The organism is Streptomyces sp. YIM S03343, assembly GCF_054729195.1.
In genome coordinates this window covers 5,117,682-5,138,491 of record NZ_JBPUKX010000001.1, presented here as the reverse complement: position 1 = coordinate 5,138,491, position 20,810 = coordinate 5,117,682, and the positions used below count along the sequence as shown (strand labels likewise).

At 68.1% G+C, this 20,810-nt stretch carries 20 protein-coding genes; 9 read left to right on the top strand and 11 right to left on the bottom strand.

The features are described 5' to 3' along the window. Nucleotides 1–2: 2 nt before the first annotated feature. Nucleotides 3–866, bottom strand: a complete 864-nt coding sequence (locus ACSYGN_RS22440) for a helix-turn-helix domain-containing protein (RefSeq protein WP_460398341.1) — start codon at nucleotides 864–866, stop codon at nucleotides 3–5. Nucleotides 867–1,038: 172 nt separating this feature from the next. Between ACSYGN_RS22440 and ACSYGN_RS22435 the strand changes: the two genes are divergently transcribed. Beyond that, nucleotides 1,039–1,452: an ATP-binding protein gene (locus ACSYGN_RS22435; RefSeq protein WP_460398339.1), complete on the top strand. Its 414-nt coding sequence runs from the start codon at nucleotides 1,039–1,041 to the stop codon at nucleotides 1,450–1,452. 219 nt (nucleotides 1,453–1,671) lie between these two features. Here the strand turns inward: ACSYGN_RS22435 and ACSYGN_RS22430 are convergent, their stop codons facing one another. Together ACSYGN_RS22430 and ACSYGN_RS22425 are read right to left on the bottom strand one after the other, a co-directional pair. Then, nucleotides 1,672–2,307: a Fic family protein gene (locus tag ACSYGN_RS22430; protein WP_460398337.1), complete on the bottom strand. Its 636-nt coding sequence runs from the start codon at nucleotides 2,305–2,307 to the stop codon at nucleotides 1,672–1,674. After that, nucleotides 2,297–3,055, bottom strand: a complete 759-nt coding sequence (locus tag ACSYGN_RS22425) for a hypothetical protein (protein WP_460398335.1) — start codon at nucleotides 3,053–3,055, stop codon at nucleotides 2,297–2,299. Before ACSYGN_RS22425 ends, ACSYGN_RS22430 begins: the two co-directional genes overlap by 11 nt. Before the next feature lie 365 nt (nucleotides 3,056–3,420). Between ACSYGN_RS22425 and ACSYGN_RS22420 the strand changes: the two genes are divergently transcribed. After that, complete coding sequence (locus ACSYGN_RS22420; RefSeq protein ID WP_460398333.1) at nucleotides 3,421–3,951, top strand: SRPBCC family protein; 531 nt, start codon at nucleotides 3,421–3,423, stop codon at nucleotides 3,949–3,951. A 16-nt stretch (nucleotides 3,952–3,967) separates the two neighbouring features. Here the strand turns inward: ACSYGN_RS22420 and pip are convergent, their stop codons facing one another. Further along, complete coding sequence (pip, locus tag ACSYGN_RS22415) at nucleotides 3,968–4,933, bottom strand: prolyl aminopeptidase (protein ID WP_460398331.1); 966 nt, start codon at nucleotides 4,931–4,933, stop codon at nucleotides 3,968–3,970. 226 nt (nucleotides 4,934–5,159) lie between these two features. Here pip and ACSYGN_RS22410 point away from each other — a divergent pair, with 226 nt between their 5' ends. After that, nucleotides 5,160–6,164, top strand: coding sequence for a hypothetical protein (locus tag ACSYGN_RS22410; RefSeq protein WP_460398329.1), 1,005 nt, complete (start codon nucleotides 5,160–5,162; stop codon nucleotides 6,162–6,164). Nucleotides 6,165–6,242: 78 nt separating this feature from the next. On the opposite strand, the gene ACSYGN_RS22405 is transcribed toward ACSYGN_RS22410, so the two are convergent. Next, the gene (locus tag ACSYGN_RS22405) at nucleotides 6,243–7,805 is read right to left on the bottom strand and encodes a cellulase family glycosylhydrolase (RefSeq protein ID WP_460398327.1); all 1,563 of its coding nucleotides are present in this window, start codon (nucleotides 7,803–7,805) and stop codon (nucleotides 6,243–6,245) included. A gap of 112 nt (nucleotides 7,806–7,917) precedes the next feature. Continuing rightward, entirely contained in the window at nucleotides 7,918–8,889 is a 972-nt protein-coding gene (locus tag ACSYGN_RS22400; protein ID WP_460398325.1) for a WD40 repeat domain-containing protein, read from the bottom strand. A gap of 99 nt (nucleotides 8,890–8,988) precedes the next feature. Between ACSYGN_RS22400 and ACSYGN_RS22395 the strand changes: the two genes are divergently transcribed. The 3 genes from ACSYGN_RS22395 to ACSYGN_RS22385 all read left to right on the top strand — a co-directional run bounded on the left by ACSYGN_RS22395 (nucleotide 8,989) and on the right by ACSYGN_RS22385 (nucleotide 11,464). After that, the gene (locus ACSYGN_RS22395) at nucleotides 8,989–9,666 is read left to right on the top strand and encodes a GDSL-type esterase/lipase family protein (RefSeq protein ID WP_460398323.1); all 678 of its coding nucleotides are present in this window, start codon (nucleotides 8,989–8,991) and stop codon (nucleotides 9,664–9,666) included. 170 nt (nucleotides 9,667–9,836) lie between these two features. Then, a complete protein-coding gene (locus tag ACSYGN_RS22390; RefSeq protein ID WP_460398321.1) occupies nucleotides 9,837–10,391 on the top strand; it encodes a Uma2 family endonuclease in 555 nt (184 codons plus the stop codon). Nucleotides 10,392–10,468: 77 nt separating this feature from the next. Continuing rightward, nucleotides 10,469–11,464 carry an aldo/keto reductase gene (locus tag ACSYGN_RS22385; RefSeq protein WP_460398319.1) on the top strand — a complete coding sequence of 332 codons (996 nt, stop codon included), beginning with the start codon at nucleotides 10,469–10,471 and terminating at the stop codon, nucleotides 11,462–11,464. Nucleotides 11,465–11,624: 160 nt separating this feature from the next. Here ACSYGN_RS22385 and thpR read toward each other — a convergent pair whose 3' ends face one another. From thpR to ACSYGN_RS22370, 3 genes are all read right to left on the bottom strand, one after another. Continuing rightward, nucleotides 11,625–12,197: an RNA 2',3'-cyclic phosphodiesterase gene (thpR, locus tag ACSYGN_RS22380; RefSeq protein ID WP_460398316.1), complete on the bottom strand. Its 573-nt coding sequence runs from the start codon at nucleotides 12,195–12,197 to the stop codon at nucleotides 11,625–11,627. A gap of 263 nt (nucleotides 12,198–12,460) precedes the next feature. Further along, a complete protein-coding gene (locus tag ACSYGN_RS22375) occupies nucleotides 12,461–13,732 on the bottom strand; it encodes an MFS transporter (protein WP_460398314.1) in 1,272 nt (423 codons plus the stop codon). A gap of 190 nt (nucleotides 13,733–13,922) precedes the next feature. Next, nucleotides 13,923–14,360, bottom strand: coding sequence for a MarR family winged helix-turn-helix transcriptional regulator (locus ACSYGN_RS22370; protein WP_460398312.1), 438 nt, complete (start codon nucleotides 14,358–14,360; stop codon nucleotides 13,923–13,925). 213 nt (nucleotides 14,361–14,573) lie between these two features. Here ACSYGN_RS22370 and ACSYGN_RS22365 point away from each other — a divergent pair, with 213 nt between their 5' ends. Continuing rightward, complete coding sequence (locus tag ACSYGN_RS22365) at nucleotides 14,574–14,756, top strand: ribbon-helix-helix protein, CopG family (protein WP_460398310.1); 183 nt, start codon at nucleotides 14,574–14,576, stop codon at nucleotides 14,754–14,756. 36 nt (nucleotides 14,757–14,792) lie between these two features. On the opposite strand, the gene ACSYGN_RS22360 is transcribed toward ACSYGN_RS22365, so the two are convergent. Beyond that, nucleotides 14,793–16,244: an NCS2 family permease gene (locus ACSYGN_RS22360; RefSeq protein ID WP_460398308.1), complete on the bottom strand. Its 1,452-nt coding sequence runs from the start codon at nucleotides 16,242–16,244 to the stop codon at nucleotides 14,793–14,795. A gap of 289 nt (nucleotides 16,245–16,533) precedes the next feature. Here ACSYGN_RS22360 and ACSYGN_RS22355 point away from each other — a divergent pair, with 289 nt between their 5' ends. Both ACSYGN_RS22355 and ACSYGN_RS22350 read left to right on the top strand, forming a co-directional pair. Then, nucleotides 16,534–16,830 (top strand): DUF2530 domain-containing protein, encoded by a 297-nt coding sequence (locus tag ACSYGN_RS22355; protein WP_460398306.1) that lies wholly within the window; start codon nucleotides 16,534–16,536, stop codon nucleotides 16,828–16,830. A 222-nt stretch (nucleotides 16,831–17,052) separates the two neighbouring features. Further along, nucleotides 17,053–19,539 carry a cation-translocating P-type ATPase gene (locus ACSYGN_RS22350; protein ID WP_460398304.1) on the top strand — a complete coding sequence of 829 codons (2,487 nt, stop codon included), beginning with the start codon at nucleotides 17,053–17,055 and terminating at the stop codon, nucleotides 19,537–19,539. 123 nt (nucleotides 19,540–19,662) lie between these two features. Here the strand turns inward: ACSYGN_RS22350 and ACSYGN_RS22345 are convergent, their stop codons facing one another. Next, a complete protein-coding gene (locus ACSYGN_RS22345) occupies nucleotides 19,663–20,586 on the bottom strand; it encodes a hypothetical protein (RefSeq protein ID WP_460398302.1) in 924 nt (307 codons plus the stop codon). Nucleotides 20,587–20,810: the final 224 nt, after the last annotated feature.

Below are 20,810 nucleotides of genomic sequence, written 5' to 3'. Positions count from 1 at the left end.
CATCAGGCTTCCTCGATGTTCCGTAGTCTGTCCCGGATCAGCCTCGCACTGGCATCCGGCGCCAACGCTGCCGATCGTAGTTGGTCATACATATTGGCGTAAGCAGTGAGGTCTTCCGGAGCCTCAAGGACCGATGTACCTCGCAGGTTCTCCAGGGTCACGGCTTCGACCACCGGCTCGGAATCAAAGCTGAAGGAGGAGAAGGCGGAGGTCGAAGCGGCCAACGCTCCGGCGCTGAACGGCAGAACCTGCACCGTGAGGTTCTTCCTCCTTCCGAGCTCAAGGATCGCGGCCAGTTGCTGCCGATGGATCTCGACACCAACCAACGGGTGCACGACGACTGCCTCCCACAGGATGGCGGTGTACGACGCCCCGCCCTCCTCGATCTTGGCCTGCCGCCCCTGACGTACTTTCACCAACTGGTCGATCGCATCCGGAGCCACATAGTCGGGACCCGCCTCGATGACCGCGCCCGCATAGGCCGAGGATTGCAGGAGCCCAGGGACGAGCACCGGCTGCCACTCACGGATGTACGTCGCGTCATCCTCCAACGCGATGTGGTCGAGGTAGTCCGGCCGTAGATGTGCCGCGTGCTCCAGCCACCAGCCCCGCTTCTTGGAGTGCTTGGCCAATTCCTCCAGCTTGGACCGCACTTCGAGGTCCGTGACGCCGTAAGCGTCCAGCAGCAGTCGCACGTCGATTACGCGCGGCGTGGTGTGCCCGCTCTCAACGCGGCTGATCCTGGCCTGGCTTGTTGCGATCACTTCGGCTGCCTGCGGCTGATCGAGCTTGGCGGCCTGTCGGTACTGCCTGAGCGCGGAACCCAAACGTCTGCTTCGCACCGTCGGCCGTCCACCTGCGGGCATGGGACCTCCCCTCTCTTGCGGCAACACTGCCACGCGTTCGGGCAGCCCTAGGAAGGGACAACACGATCGAGTGAAACGAGTGCATACATTCATTGATGCGAGATTTGAGGGTGTCGAATGTACCCACATCAACGCACCGATCGTGACGGACCATCACGAAAAGGGGACACCCATGTCCGCATCCGAAATCATCCGCATCCCCAAGCACAGAAAGCACGTGCCGACCGCCCGCCAGCACGTCCGCAAAGCCCTCGCGGACTGGGGAATCACCGACCAACTCGCCGACAGCGTGACTCTCTCGGCGAACGAACTCGTCACCAACGCCGTGACCCACTGCCGGGTCTCCTACGCCCAGGTCGAGATCAGACTCGTGCTCGAGGGGCCGGAGTTGGTCTTGGAGGTTGCAGACCCGGACAGGGACCGGCTCCCCCGGCTCCACCACTCCATCCCCGACGAGGAGAGCGGACGCGGACTGGCGCTCGTGGAGGCGCTGGCCGACTCCTGGGGCCATCGGCAGGAGAGGTACGCGAAGTGCGTGTGGGCCCGGTTTACGCTCGCGGGCCACCCGGCGCGAATCACCGAGTGACCCGCGCCGGATGAAGGGGAACCGCTCACGTCGCCGTACAGCTCACGCTCGGCACACCCCCGCCGCCGGGTGCCCCGCCGAAGCCGAAGCTCACCAAGGCCGCCGACCGATCGGGATCCCACGTTCCCCGACCTCGTGCGCCACTACGACCCCGGTACTTGTGTCTGTGCCGACATCCCGGTGGAGCTGATCAAGGGGACCTGACGGGAGGTTGCGCTCTCAGTGACGGGCACTGGTGGTCCGCCGATGGGCCGAGCGGATGAGAACGCAGACCAGGGCAGCCAGGTCTGCTGCGCCAACGGGATCGTCCGCGTAACGCGTGGTCTGCAAGGGGCCGGTCTGATCCAGCCGAACTCCCTCCAACTCCAGGACGTACGCGAGGGTGAGCATCGCGAGGCGGGCGTTTCCATCCGGGAAGGGGTGAAAGAAGGCCACGTCCAGGTAGGCCCTGGCCGCGCGGGAGGCCAGGGGGACTCGCAGATCGGCGGCCTCGTGCAGGCAGTCCTGAAAGTTCCGCTGGGTGTGCGGCGTAAGTCCGTAGCGTTCCCGGCCGGCCTTGGCGAAGGCATCACCTTGTCGGAAGTGAACCTCAGGCATGCCAAGGACGAGCCGCTGCCATTCGGCCAGAAGCACGCATGTGAGAGGGCGCTTGAGGGAAGCGTCTGCGCGCGACCGAGCCAGCGCCGCGAGCAATCGGCGCCCTCGATCGGGACTTGAGGAACTGCCGCCCGCCACACACCAGGTGGCGAGACCATCCACGGTCGCCTCGACCGGGGCCGGCGTCTCACCGACGGCGGAAGTCCAGTTGATCTGGTTCCTGATACGGCACCAGGTGGCCAGGGCATCAGCGGTCACGGTAAGGCCGTTCTCCAGTGAGACCTACGGCAAGATCCTCTCCCACGGCGTCGACCAGGGTCTGTGTCGGCACCGTCCAACTCTTGAACCGCCCACCTATCGCGGCCTCGACCGCGGCCTTCGCGTCTTCCGGCCCCATGCCCGTGGAAGAGAGGAACCACGTCAGCACCGTGCGGCAGAGCCCGTACCAGCCGCACTCGGCACCCGTGCGGTCCACGACCACGGTCACCAGTCGGGTAGCTGCACGTTCCAGATGCCAGCTGCGGTCCTCCGCATCCGCTCCTGCTGGCGGTGCCAACTGCTCGAAACGCTCGGCCAGCTCCTCCAGCCAGTGGCGCCACTCCAACAACGACGCAACCACTTTGGCCGCAGTCGCGGTGGGCTCGCCCACCGAATGGGAGGTGCAGCACCAACTGGTGACGACGCCACCCCCACCGCCCTCGCCGACCGCCCAATGCCATCCGCAGGTCCACCGGCCGTATCGGGCTGCCAGAAGCGCTGTGACCTCGGTGGTGAAGCGCTGGTTCTCTTCCCACCCGGCACCGGCAGAAGGCACCATCGAGGCGATCACGGTGGCGATCCGAGACGCTTCCTCTTCGTCCCAGACGAAGGCAATGAGGTCGGGATCGGCGGCAGACCACGGCAACCAGGCCGGAGCCAGCTCGTAATTGATGGCCGTGGTGTTCCTCCAGAACCGGGCAGGGCAGGACAACTGAGCGATCGTGCCAAAGGCCCGCGGCTTTGTCACCCAGGTTTCCGAAGCTGCCGATCTACTGCCAGGGCGACCTCCACCCTCGTCATGAAGCACGTCGTCGAAGACCGTCCGCTGCCCGGATGACCGCAGGGAGGGGTTCCAGTGACGATGCCCCGCACACGCTCGCTTGTGCAGGTCGACGTGTTCTCCACCCGGCCCCTGAGTGCTGACGCCTGGCTTGAGTGCCGCGCGGCTCCTGCCACCCCTGCCTCCCAGCCGACGAACCAACTCGCCAATTCGAGTTGGTCAGCGTGGAAGGCTGACAAGCGCTTGGATGGTGGACAACCGGCCGCCAGGGCCCGTTGGCAACGTGGATCAAGGTCGCAGATGACCAAGGAAACGGACTTTGAGGGGGAGATATGCGATTTGCCGATGGTCCGAGCGTGCGCTGTGATGTTCATGTTGAGGCAGCTGTGCCGCGGGTCTGGGACCTGGTGACCGACATTCGTCTGCCCGCCCGGTTCAGCCCCGAGCTGCAGCGTGTCGCATGGCTCGATGGCGCAGACCGGCCCCGGGTGGGCGCGTGCTTCGAGGGCTACAACCATCACCAGCAGATCGGCGAGTGGCGGACCGTCTCCCATGTGGTCGAACTGGCCGAGCAGCAGGTGTTCGCCTGGGTCGTCACGGATGCAGATGGCCGGTATGGAGAACCGACGCTGGATCCGGCTGAATGCATGGCGTCCTGGCGCTTCGAACTCGAGGCGGAGGGCGATGGCACCCGGCTGCGGCAGTCGGCGCTCCTCGGGCCGGCCCGCAGCGGAGTCACACTGGGCCTCGAGCGCTGGCCGGACCTGGAGGAGGAGATCATCGCCTTCCGGCTGAAGGAGCTGCGCGCCGGGATGGAAGCCACCCTTCACGGCATCAAGACGCTGGCCGGGAAAGGCGCCTGAGATCCTGGTGCAGGGGTCATCGTCCGCTCTTGCCGAACCGCGCGATCGCCTCCAAGGTCGCGTCCTGCATGGCCGGACTGCCTGTGTGTCCGGAGTCGTCGATCACTTTCAGCTCCGCGACCGGCCACGCCTTGGACAACTCCCACGCGGTCTTCAATGGGCTGCCGATGTCGAGTCGGCCATGGATCAGCACCGCTGGGACACCGGCCAGCCGGTGTACGTCACGAAGCAGTTGTCCATCTTCAAGCCAGGCATCGTTCGCGAAGTAGTGCGCGCAGATCCGAACGAATGCCATCAGCGCGTCGTCGGTCTTGTCGCTGTAGGCGCCCGGATGACCGAGTACTTCGTGGGCGATGACAGCATCCTCCCAAGCACACCAGTCCCGCGCCGCCTTCACCCTGACCGCCTCATCAGGGCTGTTCAGCAGCTGGTTATAGGCGGCCACGAGATTGCCGCTCCGGTCGGCCTCCGGCAGTGCGTCGCGGAATGTCTCCCAGGGACCTGGCAGCAGGCGTCCGACGCCGCGGTAGAGCCAGTCGGTCTCCTCCGGCCGGGTCATGGTGACGCCGACGATGACGACCTCTGAGACCCGCTCGGGACAGCGCTCGGCGTAGGCGAGGATCAGTGTCGAGCCCCAGGAGCCTCCGTAGAGGAGCCAGCGCTCGATGCCCGAGTGCTGGCGTAGCCGCTCCATACCGGCGATGAGGTGGTCGGTGGTGTTGTGATCGAGGCTGACGGACGGGTCGGAGGCATGAGGCTGGCTTTCACCGCAGCCACGCTGGTCGAACAAGACGACCCGGAAGACCTCGGGATCGAACATCGTGCGACTGCCACGGCGCCCGCCGCTGCCGGGGCCGCCGTGCACGCACAGGGCCGCCTTCCCTTCGGGGTTCCCGCTGGTCTCCCAGTAGATCCGGTTTCCGTCACCGACATCGAGGAGGCCATGCGCGTACGGTTCTGTGGCCGGGAACGGCTTGGCCATGAGGTCTCCTCGTGCGGACTCCGGCAAGTCAAACAGACTGACAACCGGGCAAGTTGCTTCGTTCGAGTGAACAACCCCGAAAACAGACTCTTCACTCAACGCGTCCGTGTGCACACTTTCTGTGCGGTGCGGTCACTCCGACACCGCACCACCGACAAGTCGGCCCCCGCAACGGCAGCAACCGTTCGCGAGGGCCTGAACCACCAATGGAAGGTCCATTTCCACCGTGATTTACCGGCACCATATCGCGCCCCCGCGCGCGTACACCCAGTTCTCCCACGACATCATCCGGCACCCCCGTCTCTCCTCCGACGCGGTCCGACTCCTCACCTGGCAGCTCTCCCTCCCGCAAGGAGCACGCGAGCCCCTCTCCCGCAGCGCCCAGCGCGCTCGCATCGGCGGCAGCGCCTTCACCCGGGCCAAGCGTCAACTCAAGAACGAGGGCTTCGTCCACGAGCGGCGGCTCCAGGGACCCGGCGGCCACTGGGTCACCCAGCAGCTCGTGTCCAGCGTCCCGTTGAGCCCCGGGGAAGCCGCGAAGCTGCTCGCGCGGATGCCCGTAGGCCCCGTAGACATGGCCGACGAGCCCGCCCCCGTGCGCGTATCGCCGCAGCTCGCACCGAGTGGTCACAATCCGACGGCCGGTGACCCGACCCCTCCGCTCTCCGACGGTCATCCAATGCAAGACCTGAGTGGAAACACGTCCCACCAACCCCCCAACCCCCCGCAGCGCACGGACGATCCACCGCACCCCGCCCACCCGGAGCCGGAACCGAAACCGGAACCGGAAACGACTCACCCCCGCCCCCTCCTCGACCAAGCCGCAGCCCTCGTCTCCGCCTTCCCCCACCTCTCCCCCGACCTGCGGCACATCCCCCGCCCCATGCACGCCGAACTGACCCGCCTCACCGCCGACTGGCTCGCAGCGGGCCACCCGCCCACCAGCATCCGCACCCACATCCTCCGCGGCCTCCCCGACAACGGCACCCCCGTCCACCACCCCGGCGGCCTGCTACGCCACCTCCTCCGCGACGTACCGCCCGCGCCCGAGCCCGACCCGGAACCCGCCTCCACGCCCCCGTCCGCTCCTCCTCCCGGCGGCCGCCTCTCCGCCCGCCTCACCGGCACCCGGGAATGCGAAGGCCACCACGACCAGGCCACGCTCTTCCGGCCGACCGGTGAGGAGGTCCTGTGCCCGGAATGCACCGCCCGCACCGCACTCCCGGTGTGAGGACCACGGCTCCGCACCGCACCGCGGGCCACCCGGTGCGCACCACCGAGTGACCCGCGCCGCATGCCGGCGCAGCGCTCACGCCGCCGTACAGCTCACGCTCGGCACACCCCCACCCCCAGGCGCACCGCCGAAGCCGAAGCTCGTCGAGCCGCCTACCGGGACCGCGCCGTTGTGGGCGGCGTTCACCGCGGTGACCGTGGATCCACTCTGGGTGTACGACGCGTTCCACATGGTGGTGACCTGCTGGGAGCCGGACCAGGTCCACGTCACCTTCCAGGAACCGATCGCCGTCGTCCCGGTGTTGGTGACCTTCACGTCGGCGTTGAAGCCACCGCCCCAGTCACTGATGACGGTGTACGCGGCTGTGCAGGCAGCCGTTCCGTTGCCGGGGTCGCCGCCCGAGCCGCCGCCCGAGCCGCCGCCCGACCCGGTGCCCGGGAACAGCGGCGCCTTGATGCTCGCCAGGTAGCCGTCCTTCACCGTGTCCACCGTGGTCCAGTCGTCCTTCAGGATCCCGCCGGTGTCACCGGAGTTGGGGTTCCAGGACCAGAACGTCCAGTGGAAGGAGTCGGCGCCGTTCGCCGAGGTCGAGCCCAGGTAACCCACCAGCGCGGCCAGCCACTTCTGGTCGACCGTCGACTGAAGGGTCGTACCGAACTCGCCCAGCCAGACCGGCGCGATGTTCTGCTTGAAGATGTAGCCCCAGTACTTGTCCCAGACGCCGGGCATGTTCGCCGGGAACGTCGGGTCGCTGAACCAGCTCTGCTGGGCCACGCTCGTGGCGTAGTCGTGGGCGGAGTAGACCAGACGGTTCGCAACGTCCAGGCGGACCGGGTATTGGGCTACGCCCATCAGGTTGCCGCCCCACCAGCCCGAGACGCCGTTGAAGCTCTGCACGCCCTCGACGAAGATCAGCAGCTGCGGGTTGACGGAGAGGACCGCGTCACCGCCCCGCTCGGCGGCCAGCCGCCAGTCCTTCGTCGTGTCACCGCAGCCCCAGCAGGCGGGATCGTGCGGCTCGTTGTGCAGATCGATGCCTACGACGGTGGAGTTGCCGGAGTAACGCGCCGCCAGCGCCTTGAGGTTGGCGATCCACGTCGACTCGGGAACCGCCGAGGTGTACCAGAGCGCCGACTGGCCCGACGCGTCCGGGCGGTGCCGGTCGAGGATGACTCTCAGGCCGCTCTGGCCCGCGTAGGCCACGATCTTGTCGAGGACCTGGAGCGAGGTCAGTCCCTGCAGGTCGGCGTTCTTGCCGTCGGAGAAGTTGATGCTGTCCGGCAGGGTGCCGGACTTGAGGATGTCGTCGCTGAAGGGGAGCCGGAGGGTGTTGTAGCCCAGCGAGCGCATCTGGTCGATCATGCTCTTGTAGTCGCGGATCCAGAGGCCGTGGACGACGTGGTTGGTGGTCTCGAACCCGAACCAGTTGATACCGGCGATCCGGACCGGCTGTCCGGCCTCGTCCAGGATCCGGCGGCCACTGGTGTGCCAGTAACCGGCGCCGGCGTCAACCGTCGTACCGGCCGCCTGGGCGGCCGTCGTACCGGCCGCGTGGGCCGTCTGCGCACCCGCTACCCCCAGCGGTAACAGGAGCGCGGCCGCCACCGCGCACAGCGCTCTTCGCAAGCTGCGGAACATGTCGCTGCTTCCTCTCGGGAGGCGCGGACCGGAACCTCAGTGGGAGCGCTCCCACATCCGCGTTCCCACCAGGAAACTGACACAACATGACCACGTCAAGAGCTGTGACGGTTCAACGCCGACGGAACAGCCGCCGGGAGCCGAAGACAACAGCGGCAGCGGCGGCCAGGACGAGCGCCCCCACCTTCACGCTCCCGCCGATCCCCGCATCGCTGCCGGCGCCCTTCGACGAGGCCGAAGCACCGCTGCTGGAGGACGACTTGGAGGCACCGGGCGCATCTTCGGCCTGCACCGGGCTGTCGGAACCCTCGCTGCCGTACATCAGCTTGGTCCCGTCGGCCGAGTAGCTGACGGACTCCCCCTGCCCCTGGAGCGGCACATCGAGCCGGCCCTTCTTTTTGATGGCGCCGCCGTTCCAGTCGTACAGGATGCCGCCGAAGTACCCGCGTACGGCGAGCTGTTGCCCGTCCGGCGAGAAGGCGGCATCGGTGGCCCAGAGGTCGACGGTGGCGACGGGCTTGAAGACGTTCGTACCGGAGGATGAAAGCTCCGCGGGCCCCTCGTACAAGTGGCCGCCGTCCTCCTTCTTGTCGATGATGTAGACCCGACCGGTCTTGGGATGGACGGCCAACGACTCGGCGTTCCGCGCCCCGTTGGAGTACTTCACGATGTACTGCGTCGCCCGAACGGTCTGGTTCACGAGCTTCTTCGGCTCGGGCAGCTTGTAGATCCAGACGTAGGGCCAGGAGCCGTCGAGGTTGTCGCCGATGTCACCGACGTAGATCTGATTGCCGGGACCGATGGAGATGCCCTCGACATCACGGGGCGAACCGATGCCGCTGAGTGTGACCGTCGCGACGGTCTTCCCTGTGGAGCTGTCCACGGCGTAGATGTAGGGGCCGTCGTCACTGTCGTTGTGGGTCCAGTAGATGCCGGGGTGGAGGTGCGAGGCGGCGAGACCGCTGGACTCCTTGATCCGCGGATCCTTGATGGTGAACCCCTCGTCCCCGGTCGCGGCGGAGGCGGGCAGGGCGAGCGCTCCCACGAGGAAGCCGGCGGAGAGGAACGCGAAGGATCGGCGCATGCCCCAAGCCTGCCATCCCCGGCTGTGCGGTACGCATGCGTGGTGGTCCTCACACGCACCCCGCACCCCATGGGGCGCGGTGATCGTCCATCATGAGCTGTGCTCAGTTTCATGCCCGTCGGCGACTCGATGACCATCGGCAGCGCGGGTGAACACACCTGGCGCTACCGCATGTGGCAGCACCTCAGCACGACGTACGGCGGCCCGGTCACGCTGGTGGGCCCGCGCGAGACGCTGTACGACAAGCAGGCCGACGCCCCCGTCTCCTACGCCTACGCCGACCCCGGCTTCCCGCACGCCCACCTGGCCGGCTGGGGCGAGGGCTGGCTGCACATGGCCCCGCTGATCGCCGAGGCGATACGCACCACTCGGGCGGACATCCTGCTGGTTTCCCTGGGCCTGATCGACCTGGGCTTCTACACCAACGCGGAGCAGACGACGGAGAACGTCAGAGCCTTCATCGAGGCCGCCCGCACCACGAAGCCCAGCATCCGGATGGTCATCCTCCCGGTCATCCCCAACATCCGGGCCCTGACGGACCCCGCGTTCGCCGACCAAGTCAGCCTCTTCAACGACCTCCTGGCGAAGACAGCCGTGGACCTGGACACCCCCCGCTCCCCCCTCCTCCTGGCTCCGTCCCCACCGGCGTACGACATAGACCTCGACACCTACGACGGCACCCACCCCAACACCAACGGCGAACACAAGATCGCGGCGGCTTTCGCGAACACGCTGTACGACGGCTGGGGCGTGGGCGAGGAGTACGACGACGCCTGAGCCGCGCTCCCACCACCACCGCACCCGGCCGTGCCCTGCCGTGCCCTGCCGACCGCGCGCATCGTTGTACATCGCGGATGTATCACGGCGGATGTGTCACGGCGGATGTGTCACGGCGGATGTGTCACGGCGGATGTGTCACGGATGTACGCACGCGGAAGGCAGACGGAATGTCCGACGAGTGGCGCGGGTCCGAGCGCCTGCTGCGCATGCCCCTCCCCGAGGGACTCCGGGCCGAGATCGTCGACGGCGTTCTCCACAGCACCCCGCAGAGCGATACGCACTGGCGGATCATCCTCAGTATCGTCATGGCCCTCGACGACCGGTTCGGCAGGGACGCCATCGTGTTCTCCGATGTCCCGATCGACTTCCCGGGCCTCCCGGGCCGCGACAACGCCTTCTGCCCCGACGTCGCCAAACTGACCGACTCCGCCAAGCAGGACTCCGGCGGCCACTGGCGCTACCAGGACGTCGAATTCATCACCGAGGTCATCTCCGAGGGCACCGCCCAGAACGACTACGGCCCCAAGAAGGCCGCCTACGCCCGTGCGGAAGTCCCCGTCTACCTGATCGTCGACCCGTACCTGGGCAAGTGCCGCCTGTTCACCCAGCCCAAGGAGGGCGACTACGTCAGCGATCTCACTGTCGCCTTCGGCGGAGACGTCGACATGACCACGACCCTCCTCGGCCTCACCCTCCCGACGGACGACTTCCCACGCGGCTGAAAGCCGATCGGCAGGATCGATCCGGCCGTCCCGACCCGCTTGCATAGAGCGCGCTCCACGTCGTTGGGTTGGTGGACATGGAGTACACGCAGCTCGGACGTACGGGACTCAAGGTCAGCCGGCTTGTTCTCGGGACCATGAACTTCGGTCCGCAGACCGGTGAGGCGGACAGTCACGCGATCATGGACAGGGCGCTCGACGCCGGGATCAACTTCTTCGACACGGCCAATGCGTACGGGTGGGGCGAGAACAAGGGCCGTACCGAGAGCATCATCGGGAACTGGTTCGCCAAGGGCGGTGACCGGCGGGACAAGGTGGTCCTCGCCACCAAGGTGTACGCCAACATGGCGCCGTCGAACGACCCGGCCTGGCCCAACCACGACAAGCTCTCGGCGCTGAACATCCGGCGCGCCGTGGACGCCAGCCTCAAGCGGCTGCAGACCGACCACATCGACCTGTACCAGTTCCACCACATCGACCGGGACACCCGCTTCGACGAGATCTGGCAGGCCATCGACGTACTGATCCAGCAGGGGAAGATCCTCTACGTCGGGTCCAGCAACTTCCCCGGCTACAAGATCGCCCAGGCCAACGAGGTCGCCGCCCGGCGCGGTGGCACCATCGGGCTGGTCAGCGAGCAGTGCCTCTACAACCTTGCCGAGCGCCGCGCCGAGATGGAGGTCATCCCGGCCGCGCGGGACTACGGCCTCGGTGTCATCCCCTGGTCGCCGCTGCACGGCGGGCTGCTGGGCGGTGTCATCAGGAAGGAGGCCGAGGGCGGCCGGCGCTCCAGCGGGCGGGCCGCCGACGCGCTGGGCGACGCCGCCGTACGCGCGCAGATCCAGTCGTACGAGGATCTGCTGGACAAGCACGGCCTCGAACCCGGCGAAACGGCGCTGGCCTGGCTGCTCACCCGTCCCGGGGTGACCGGTCCGATCGTCGGCCCGCGCACCGGCGAGCAGTTGGAGTCCGCGCTGCGGGCCGTCGAGCTGACGCTGGGCGAGGAGCTTCTCGCCTCCCTCGACGAGATCTTCCCCGGGCCCGGGCCGTCCCCGGAGGCCTTCGCCTGGTGATCACGCCGGCGCGATAGCAGTCGCCAGTGCCGATGGTGGCCCTGGCGGCGGCTCGGGCGGCTACCTGCCCAGCGCCGCCGCCAGTGCCACCACGACGAACATCAGCACAAGCGCACCGGCCATGATCCGGTTCCGGGTTTTCGGGTCCACGGGGTCGAGACTAACCGGCGCGGCCAAGGGGCCAGTCGGCGACCGGTTCATAGCGGGGTTGTTCGCCTGGGATGCCCGACTTCGGGAGGTTGCTGCGGACCAGGGTCAGCTCCGCCACCGTCCAGGGGCGGGACGCGAAAGCCTCCAGGAGGGTGACGTACGGCCGTACGTCCGCCGCCTCCCTGCTGCGGGCCAGGGTCAGGTGGGGGCGGTAGCGGCGGTGGTCGTCCATCGGGAGGCCCGCCCGGCGGGCCGCCGACTCCGAGCGGCCCGCCAGCAGGCGCAGGGCGGGCAGATCGCCTTCCGCGCCCGCCCACAGGGCCCTGCCATGGCCGAACTGGCCGCCGCCCCGCAATGTCAGCGAGAACGGCTCCGTGTGCCTCGCCGCACGCTCCAGGCGGGCCGACAGGTCCGGTACGACGGCCTCGTCGACCTCGCCGTAGAACGCCAGCGTGAAGTGCCAGCCGGGGCGGGAGGTCCAGCGCAGGGCGTCCGCACCCGGCAGCTTCCTCAGCTCGGCCACCTCCGCGGCCAGTTCGTCGGTGACGTTCGCGGGTGGCAGCACCGCGGCGAAGAGTCTCATGCCGGGCAGTCTTCCAGGGGCATCGACGGGACGTCGGCGGGACGTCGGGCGGCACGTCGGAGGCGGTCTGCCGGCAAGTCGGCGGCGGTCTCCCGGCAGGTCGTCCGTCGGCGGATCGTCCACCGGCCGGTGGGCCGTCGGCCGGTGGGCCGTGGGGCCGGTGGGCCGTCGGCCGGTGGGCCGTCGGCCTGTGGGCCGTGGGGCCGGTGGGCCGGTGATCCGTGGGCCGGTCGTCCGCCTGCCGGTCGTCCGTCAGCCGGTCGTCACACGGTGGCTGGTTCCTCTTCTGGCGTCTTCGGGGTGAAGTGCAGCCTCGGGTGGCCCTGCTGCCATACGAAGCTCACCCTCAGCCCGCCGACCCTCGCCAGTATCAGGCCGATCGCCACCGCGGCGACCGCCGAGATGGCGCCGCCCACCGCCAGACCCGCCCGGACGCCGTAGGTGTCCGTGATCCAGCCCGCTATCGGCGCGCCGACCGGGGTGCCGCCCAGGAAGACCATCATGTACAGGGCTATCACCCGGCCGCGCATCGCGGGGTCGGTGGCCATCTGGATGCTGGTGTTCGCCGTGACGTTCACCGTCATCCCGAACATTCCTATCGGCACCATCACCAGCGCGAACAGCCACAGCTGCGGAGTGATCGCCGCCACCGTCTCCAGCAGGCCGAAGGCCAGGCCCGCCGCGACCAGCACCCTCATCCGTGAGGTGCCCCGGCGGGCGGCCAGCAGGGCTCCGGCCAGGGAGCCGATCGCCATCAGGGTGTTGAACAGGCTGTACGACCCCGCGCCCGCGTGGAAGACGTCATTGGCGAAGGCCGACAGATACACCGGGAAGTTGAAGCCGAACGTGCCGATGAACCCGACCAGCGCGATCGTCCAGATCAGCTCGGGGCGGCCCGCGACATACGTCAGACCCTCCCGTAGCTGGCCCTTGCCGCGCGGAGCGCGCTCCACGGCGTACAGCTCACGCGCGCGCATCAGCAGCAGGCCCGTTATCGGTGCCACGAACGACAGGCCGTTGAAGAGGAACGCCCAGCCCGTGCCCACGCCGGTGATCAGGACGCCCGCGACCGCCGGGCCGACCAGGCGCGCGGACTGGAAGTTCGCCGAGTTCAGACTGACCGCGTTCTGGAGCTGCGCCGGGCCGACCATCTCGGAGACGAACGACTGACGGGCCGGGTTGTCGACGACCGTGGCGAGGCCGACGGCGAAGGCGGCGAGGTAGACGTGCCACACCTGGACATGTCCGCTGAGGGTCAGGACGGCCAGCGCGAGGCCGGTCAGGGCCATCGCGGACTGTGTGACGAGCAGCGCGGGGCGCTTGGGCAGGCGGTCGACGAGGACACCGCCGTAGAGACCGAAGAGGAGCATCGGCAGGAACTGCAGGGCAGTGGTGACGCCGACGGCCGTGGCGGAGCCGGTCAGGCTCAGCACCAGCCAGTCCTGCGCTATGCGCTGCATCCAGGTGCCGATATTCGAGACCACCTGGCCGATGAAGAAGAGACGGTAGTTGCGGGTCCTCAGCGAGCTGAACATCGATGACTTCGATGACTTCGGTGATCCCGATGATCCCGATGACTTCGGCGACTGTGAGGACTGCGAGGGCTTACGGGACTTCGTGGATCTGTCTCTTGTCGTGCGGGTGGGGGTGTCGGGGGTGGTCGGTGCGGGGGCGGAAGCTGCTCCGTTTCCCGTACTCAAGGTTCGCCTCCTCAGACGTGCGTTCTTACAGCTGCGCGAGCTTCTCCAGCACGGGGGCGGCGGCGCGGATTTTCGCCCACTCGTCCTCGTCGAGACCTTCGACCAGGCCCGCCAGGAACGCGTTGCGCTTGCGGCGGCTCTCCTCGAGCATCGCCTCGGCCTGCTCGGTCCTGGTGACGACCTTCTGTCGCCGGTCTTCGGGGTGCGGCTCCAGACGGACCAGCCCCTTGGCCTCCAGCAGGGCCACGATGCGGGTCATGGAGGGCGGCTGCACATGCTCCTTGCGGGCGAGCTCGCCCGGAGTGGCCTGGCCGCAGTTGGACAGCGTGCCCAGCACCGACATCTCGGTAGGGCTCAGCGACTCGTCGACCCGCTGGTGCTTGAGCCGACGGGACAACCGCATCACGGCTGAGCGCAGTGAGTTCACCGCGTCAGCGTCGTCGCCATGGTTAAGGTCCGCCATGTTCTTTAGCGTAACTCATTACTCTCGCTAAAGACCAATCGTGCGCGCCGTACGGGACACCCGCACGGCGTGACTCTGGCCACTGGGCTTCCACCGGGGCTCCAGGATTCCCTACGAGACCCCCCGACCGGCGCAAGACCTTGTCACCCAAATGGGTGATCTGTGCGCGGATGGGCACCCATCCCACCAAAGAGTGCCGCAACCCTCGTACGCATGGCGACCAGCGTGCTCAGCCTCCGCATAGACCACGAGCTGCTAGAGCGGCTCCGGCACCACGCGGCGAAAAGAGGAATGAGCGTCCAGGACTATGTCGTCCGGACGCTCATTCGCGATGACTTCGACGAGCGGTTCCAGACCGCCGTCGAGGAGACGGAGAAGTTCTACGGGGTCACCTGACCCGCAGCAGCCGCCTTCGAGCTTCGAGGGGCTCGATCAGGTCAGGCCCAGGGCCGGCATCAGGTAGTAGAAGCCGAACACCGCTGCGACCACGTACATCGCCACCGGGACCTCCTTGCCGCGCCCGGCGGCCAGCCGCAGCAGCGCGAAGGTTATGAAGCCCATGCCGATGCCGTTGGTGATCGAGTAGGTGAACGGCATCATCACCATGGTGATGAACGCCGGCATCGCGATCGTGTAGTCGGCCCAGTCGATCTCCTTGACCGAGCCCGCCAGGATCAGGAAGCCCACCGCCAGCAGCGCCGGGGTGGCCGCCTGCGACGGCACCATCGTGGCGATCGGGGTCAGGAACAGCGCTACGGCGAACAGCGCGCCGGTGACCACGTTGGCGAAGCCGGTGCGCGCGCCCTCGCCGACGCCCGCCGTGGACTCTACGAAGCAGGTCGTGGCCGAGGAGGAGCTGGCGCCGCCCGCGGCGACCGCGATGCCGTCGATGAACAGCACCTTGTTGATGCCGGGCATGTTGCCCTGGGCGTCGGTGAGCTTGGCCTCGTCGGAGATGCCCATGATCGTGCCCATCGCGTCGAAGAAGCACGACAGCAGCACGGTGAAGACGAACAGCACACCGGTCAGCACACCGACCTTGCCGAAGCCGCCGAACAGGCTGACCTTGCCGACCAGGCCGAAGTCGGGGCTCTGGAACGGGTTGCCGGGCCACTTCGGGGTGGTCAGGCCCCAGCTCGGCACCTTGGTGACGGCGTCGATGATCATCGCGACGACCGTCATCGTGACGATCGAGATCAGGATCGCGCCGGGAACCTTGCGCACGATCAGCGCCAGCGTCAGCAACGCGCCCAGGATGAAGACCAGCACCGGCCAGCCGTGGAGGTGCCCATTGGTGCCGAGCTGGACGGGGACGGTGGTCTGGGCGACGTCCGGGATACGGGAGACGAAGCCGGAGTCCACGAGCCCGATCAGCATGATGAACAGACCGATACCGATGGAGATCGCCTTGCGCAGGCTGTAGGGCACGGCGTTCATCACGCGCTCACGCAGACCGGTGGCGACCAGCAGCATCACGATGAAACCGGCGAGCACGACCATGCCCATCGCGTCCGGCCAGGACATCCGCGGGGCGAGCTGGAGCGCGACGACCGAGTTCACGCCGAGGCCGGCGGCCAGCGCGATCGGCACGTTGCCGATGACGCCCATGAGCAGGGTGGTGAACGCCGCCGTCAGCGCGGTGGCCGTCACCAGCTGGCCGTTGTCCAGATGGTTCCCGTACATGTCCTTCGCGCTGCCGAGAATGATCGGGTTCAGCACAATGATGTACGCCATCGCGAAGAATGTGGCGAAGCCGCCACGGATCTCCCTCGGCAGCGAGCTGCCGCGCTCGGAGATCTTGAAGTAACGGTCGAGCGCGCCGTACGCGGGCGCGCCGCCCGGCTGCTCGGGGGCGGGGACCTTGGCTGGGGCCGAGGTGGACATGCGGGACCTCATCACCGACGGGCTCCCCCGAGCTCCGTTTGGCGTTTCCTTTGGTGGTTCATACGAACATTAGCGGCCAGAGACAAACGGTTTCAGTATGAACCTATGATGAGAGGAACGCTATCTCCGCGCGTAGACCCAACGGGGAGCGGGCGAGAGCCGTTCTGGGACGATCCCGAGAGGGGCCCGAGGCAGTCCAAACGAGTCGGAGGCAGTCCGAGGCGGTCGGAGGCGGTCCGAGACGGGTGAGGAACGATCGCCGACCCCCATGCCTCGTAAGCTGTCCCCCATGGCGAAGTGGACCCCCAGACACGAGGCGCCGGAGCCCTTGGAGGGCCCCGTGGTCGCCACCATCACCGGCGGCACCATCGTGTGGTTCGTCCTCTTCCTCGTCCAGCTGCCGTTCTACGGCTGGTACGCCGACCATGGGCACACCTGGTGGCTGTGGACCTGTCTCGCCGGGGGCGGGCTCGGCCTGATCGGCGTCTACTACGTCCGGCGGCGCGACGCCGCGATCAAGCGGGAGGCCGCCCGGCGGGCCGCGGACAACGACGACGATTCGGAGGCGGCGGCCGCAGCCGAGTGAGCGCGGGCCGCTGCACATGCGGGGTTGCGGCTGCGGGGCTGCGGCTGCGGCTGCGGGTGCGGGATTGCAGCAGCGGGGTTGCGGCAGCGGGATTGCCGCTGCGGGGCTAAGACCGCAGGGCTACAACCAGGGCATCACGGGGCCGCCCCATGTCTCGTCCTCTGGTCGGATCTTCCGGGCCACACCAGGTGAAGCACCCGATCCGCACGTAACGTCGGATACATGTCGCACACCGACGCGGGTGCCGGGCTCGATCCCCGGCGCCGCGCGCATCCCGGCGCCCCCGGGCGGCCGGCCGTCACCACCCCGGCGACCGGGCTGACGTCCGCCGAGGTTGCCGAGCGGGTGGCGCACGGGCAGGTCAACGACGTGCCGGTGCGCAGCAGCCGGTCGATGGGCGAGATCGTCCGGGCGAACGTCTTCACCCGGTTCAACGCGATCATCGGCGGGCTGTGGCTGGTCATGCTGTTCGTCGCGCCGTTCCAGGACAGTCTGTTCGGCTACGTGATCATCGCCAACACGGGCATCGGCATCGTGCAGGAGTGGCGGGCCAAGAAGACCCTGGACTCGCTCGCGGTGATCGGGGAGGCGCGGCCGACGGTGCGCCGGGACGGGGCCGCGGTCGAAGTGAGCACGTCGGCGATCGTGCTCGGGGATCTGATCGAGGTGGGGCCCGGGGACAAGGTGGTCGTCGACGGGGAGTGCGTCGAGGCGGACGGTCTGGAGATCGACGAGTCGCTGCTCACCGGTGAGGCGGATCCGGTGGTCAAGCGGCCCGGGGACCGGGTCATGTCCGGGAGTTTCGTGGTGGCGGGCGGGGGCGCGTTCGCGGCCACGAAGGTGGGGCGTGAGGCGTACGCGGCGCAGCTGGCGGAGGAGGCATCACGCTTCACGCTGGTCCAGTCGGAGCTGCGGTCCGGTATCTCGACGATCCTCAAGTACGTGACGTGGATGATGATTCCGGCCGCGATCGGTCTGATCATCACCCAGCTGGTAGTGAAGAACCACAATCTGAAGGACGCGATCGCCCGCACGGTCGGCGGCATCGTGCCGATGGTGCCGGAGGGGCTGGTGCTGCTCACCTCGATCGCCTTCGCGATCGGGGTGATCCGGCTGGGCCGCCAGCAGTGCCTGGTGCAGGAGCTGCCGGCCATCGAGGGCCTGGCCAGGGTGGACACGGTCTGCCTGGACAAGACGGGCACGCTCACCGAGGGCGGCATGGACGTCGCTGAGGTGCGGGCGCTGAACGGCTCGGACGAGACGTACGTACGGCGGGTGCTGGGCGCCCTCGGCGGCGCGGACCCCCGGCCGAACCCGTCGCTGCGGGCGATCGTCGAGGCGTTCCCGGCTCCGGACGACGGGGGGTGGCGGCGCCTGGAGGCGCTGCCGTTCTCCTCCGCGCGCAAGTACAGCGGGGCGGCGTTCAGCGAGGGCGAGGACGGTGACGGTGACGACGGTGACGGGGTGGGCCCTGGCAGCGAGGGCGTGGGCCGGGACGACGGGGGCCGGACCAGTACCTGGCTGCTCGGCGCGCCGGACGTGCTGCTGGCGGCCGGGGACCCGGCGCTGGCGGAGATGGAGCGGCTGAACGAGCAGGGCCTGCGGGTCCTGCTGCTCGCCCGTGCCTCGCGCGCTCTGGACGACCCGGAGGTCGCCCGGGAGATCCGGCCGACCGCGCTGGTCGTGCTGGAGCAGCGGCTGCGGCCCGACGCGGGCGACACGCTGCGCTACTTCGCGGCGCAGAACGTCCGCGCGAAGGTGATCTCCGGCGACAACGCGGTGTCCGTGGGCGCGGTGGCCGCCAAGCTGGGGCTGAGCGGTAGGACGGTCGACGCGCGCCGGCTGCCCGCCGAGCCGCACGAGATGGCGCAGGCGCTGGACGACGGCACGGTGTTCGGGCGGGTCACCCCGCAGCAGAAGCGGGACATGGTGGGCGCGCTCCAGTCACGCGGGCACACGGTCGCGATGACCGGGGACGGTGTGAACGACGTCCTGGCGCTGAAGGACGCCGACATCGGGGTGTCGATGGGCTCGGGCTCGGAGGCGACCCGGGCGGTGGCGCAGATCGTGCTGCTGAACAACAGCTTCGCGACACTGCCGTCGGTGGTGGCGGAGGGCCGACGGGTCATCGGCAACATCACGCGGGTGGCGACGCTGTTCCTGGTCAAGACGGTCTACTCGGTGCTGCTGGCGCTGCTGGTGGTGTTCTGGCAGGTCGAATACCCGTTCCTGCCACGGCACTTGACGCTGCTCTCGACGATCACCATCGGCGTCCCGGCGTTCTTCCTGGCCCTGGCCCCCAACACCGAACGCGCACAACCGCACTTCGTGCGCAGGGTGATGCGCTACTCGATCCCGGGCGGCGTGGTGGCCGGGGTAGGAACCTTCATCACATACCTGCTGGCCCGTCACTACTACACAGGACCGGAGGCGTTGGAGGCCGAGACCAGCGCCGCGACACTGACCCTGTTCCTGATCTCCATGTGGGTGCTGGCCATCATCGCCCGCCCCTACACCTGGTGGCGCCTCGCCCTGGTGGCCGCGATGGGCGGCGCGTTCGTCGTGGTCCTGATCGTCCCGGCGCTCCAGCAGTTCTTCGCCCTGAAGCTGGTCGGCATGACGATGCCCTGGCTGGCGGTGCTCATCGCCGGGGTGTCGATGGTGGTGCTGGAGGTCCTGTGGAGATGGGTGGACCGGCGGTTCGCGTAGGCACGAGTCAGGCGCGGACAGTGGCTCCGCCGACCGCACATGACACCGCCGGCCCGGAAGCAGCGTGCGCTTCCGGGCCGGCGGTGTCATGTCAGCAGTGCCGTCATTCGCACCGAGTAAACGTTACTGCACGTCGACGTAGTCGCCCGCGGCGTTGACCGCCGGGGTGGTCGAGGTGCCCGCGAAGCTGAAGCGCCAGTAGCCGTCGTAGTTGGCGGTGGTGGTGGTCTTCAGGTTGCCGGTCGAGTCCGAGTACACCGTCTTGATGGTGGTGTACGTGCTGGTGCCCGCCTTGCGGAACTGGAGCTTGACCGGCTGGTTGGTGTAGCCGTGGTAGAGGCCGTCGTCCCAGTTGGCCCGGCTGAGCTTGCCGGTGGCGGTCAGGGTCTTGCCCTTGGCCACCGGCTCCGGACCGGCGTTCACGGTGAGCTTGGAGTAGCGCTGGAGCTTGGTGGTGCCCAGGTTGTCGTAGCCGACGTAGCCGACCTGGCTCCAGTCGATGGTGTCGGGGCTCTCGGGGTCCTGGCCGTTGAAGTCGAAGGCGTAGCCGTCGGCCTTCCAGGTGGTGGCGTCGGCGTTGGTCAGCTCGAAGCCCGGGTAGACGTCGATGGTGCCCTTGCAGGTGTCCGTGGTGGACGTGACGACGGTGCAGGTCGGCCAGTCGTCGCCCATCAGCAGGTTGTCGGGGACGTCGTACGAGCCGCGGTAGATCTCGACGTCCAGCTCGATGTCGGAGGCGTTGAGGTCCATGCCCGCGGCGTGGGTGACGGTGTAGGTCACGGGGACGGTCACCTGGTTGGTGGTGCCGACGACGATCGGCTTGCCGCTGTTGATCTTCACATTGGAGAAGGAGAGGTTCAGGGCGTAGGGGTCGCCGACCTCGCCGGTGTACGCCGTTTTGCCCGAGGCGTGGCGCAGGGTCTCCGCGACCTTGGCGATGTCGTCGCGGCTGGGCGAGGAGGTACCGGCCGCCTGCGCGGCGGGCACGGCGAGGGCGGAGAGGGCCAGGGCGCCGGTGACGGCGGCCACGGTGGCACGTATGCGCATGCGTTTCCCTGCATGAAGTGGGGCTCCGGCGGCCCGTCTTTGCGTACGGCTCGGGAGGGCTGCCGGGCCCGGATGATCATTGAGCCTGTTGGCTCACGTGATCAGATCCATGAGGGAAAGGAACGGTTGTACGGACGATGGACAATTTATGAGGAAGATTTGGAGGGACCCCGGTGAACCTCCGGGGCCGTTCCACCATCAGGGAAACGGTCCCTTGGCTCAGG

Excerpts from the sequence above, each read along its gene's own strand:
- ACSYGN_RS22440 (WP_460398341.1), bottom strand. The coding sequence starts at position 866 with ATGCCCGCAGGTGGACGGCCGACGGTGCGAAGCAGACGTTTGGGTTCC.
- ACSYGN_RS22435 (WP_460398339.1), top strand. The coding sequence starts at position 1,039 with ATGTCCGCATCCGAAATCATCCGCATCCCCAAGCACAGAAAGCACGTG.
- ACSYGN_RS22420 (WP_460398333.1), top strand. The coding sequence starts at position 3,421 with ATGCGATTTGCCGATGGTCCGAGCGTGCGCTGTGATGTTCATGTTGAG.
- pip (WP_460398331.1), bottom strand. The coding sequence starts at position 4,933 with ATGGCCAAGCCGTTCCCGGCCACAGAACCGTACGCGCATGGCCTCCTC.
- ACSYGN_RS22405 (WP_460398327.1), bottom strand. The coding sequence starts at position 7,805 with ATGTTCCGCAGCTTGCGAAGAGCGCTGTGCGCGGTGGCGGCCGCGCTC.
- ACSYGN_RS22400 (WP_460398325.1), bottom strand. The coding sequence starts at position 8,889 with ATGCGCCGATCCTTCGCGTTCCTCTCCGCCGGCTTCCTCGTGGGAGCG.
- ACSYGN_RS22390 (WP_460398321.1), top strand. The coding sequence starts at position 9,837 with ATGTCCGACGAGTGGCGCGGGTCCGAGCGCCTGCTGCGCATGCCCCTC.
- ACSYGN_RS22385 (WP_460398319.1), top strand. The coding sequence starts at position 10,469 with ATGGAGTACACGCAGCTCGGACGTACGGGACTCAAGGTCAGCCGGCTT.
- thpR (WP_460398316.1), bottom strand. The coding sequence starts at position 12,197 with ATGAGACTCTTCGCCGCGGTGCTGCCACCCGCGAACGTCACCGACGAA.
- ACSYGN_RS22375 (WP_460398314.1), bottom strand. The coding sequence starts at position 13,732 with ATGTTCAGCTCGCTGAGGACCCGCAACTACCGTCTCTTCTTCATCGGC.
- ACSYGN_RS22370 (WP_460398312.1), bottom strand. The coding sequence starts at position 14,360 with ATGGCGGACCTTAACCATGGCGACGACGCTGACGCGGTGAACTCACTG.
- ACSYGN_RS22365 (WP_460398310.1), top strand. The coding sequence starts at position 14,574 with ATGGCGACCAGCGTGCTCAGCCTCCGCATAGACCACGAGCTGCTAGAG.
- ACSYGN_RS22360 (WP_460398308.1), bottom strand. The coding sequence starts at position 16,244 with ATGTCCACCTCGGCCCCAGCCAAGGTCCCCGCCCCCGAGCAGCCGGGC.
- ACSYGN_RS22355 (WP_460398306.1), top strand. The coding sequence starts at position 16,534 with ATGGCGAAGTGGACCCCCAGACACGAGGCGCCGGAGCCCTTGGAGGGC.
- ACSYGN_RS22350 (WP_460398304.1), top strand. The coding sequence starts at position 17,053 with ATGTCGCACACCGACGCGGGTGCCGGGCTCGATCCCCGGCGCCGCGCG.
- ACSYGN_RS22345 (WP_460398302.1), bottom strand. The coding sequence starts at position 20,586 with ATGCGCATACGTGCCACCGTGGCCGCCGTCACCGGCGCCCTGGCCCTC.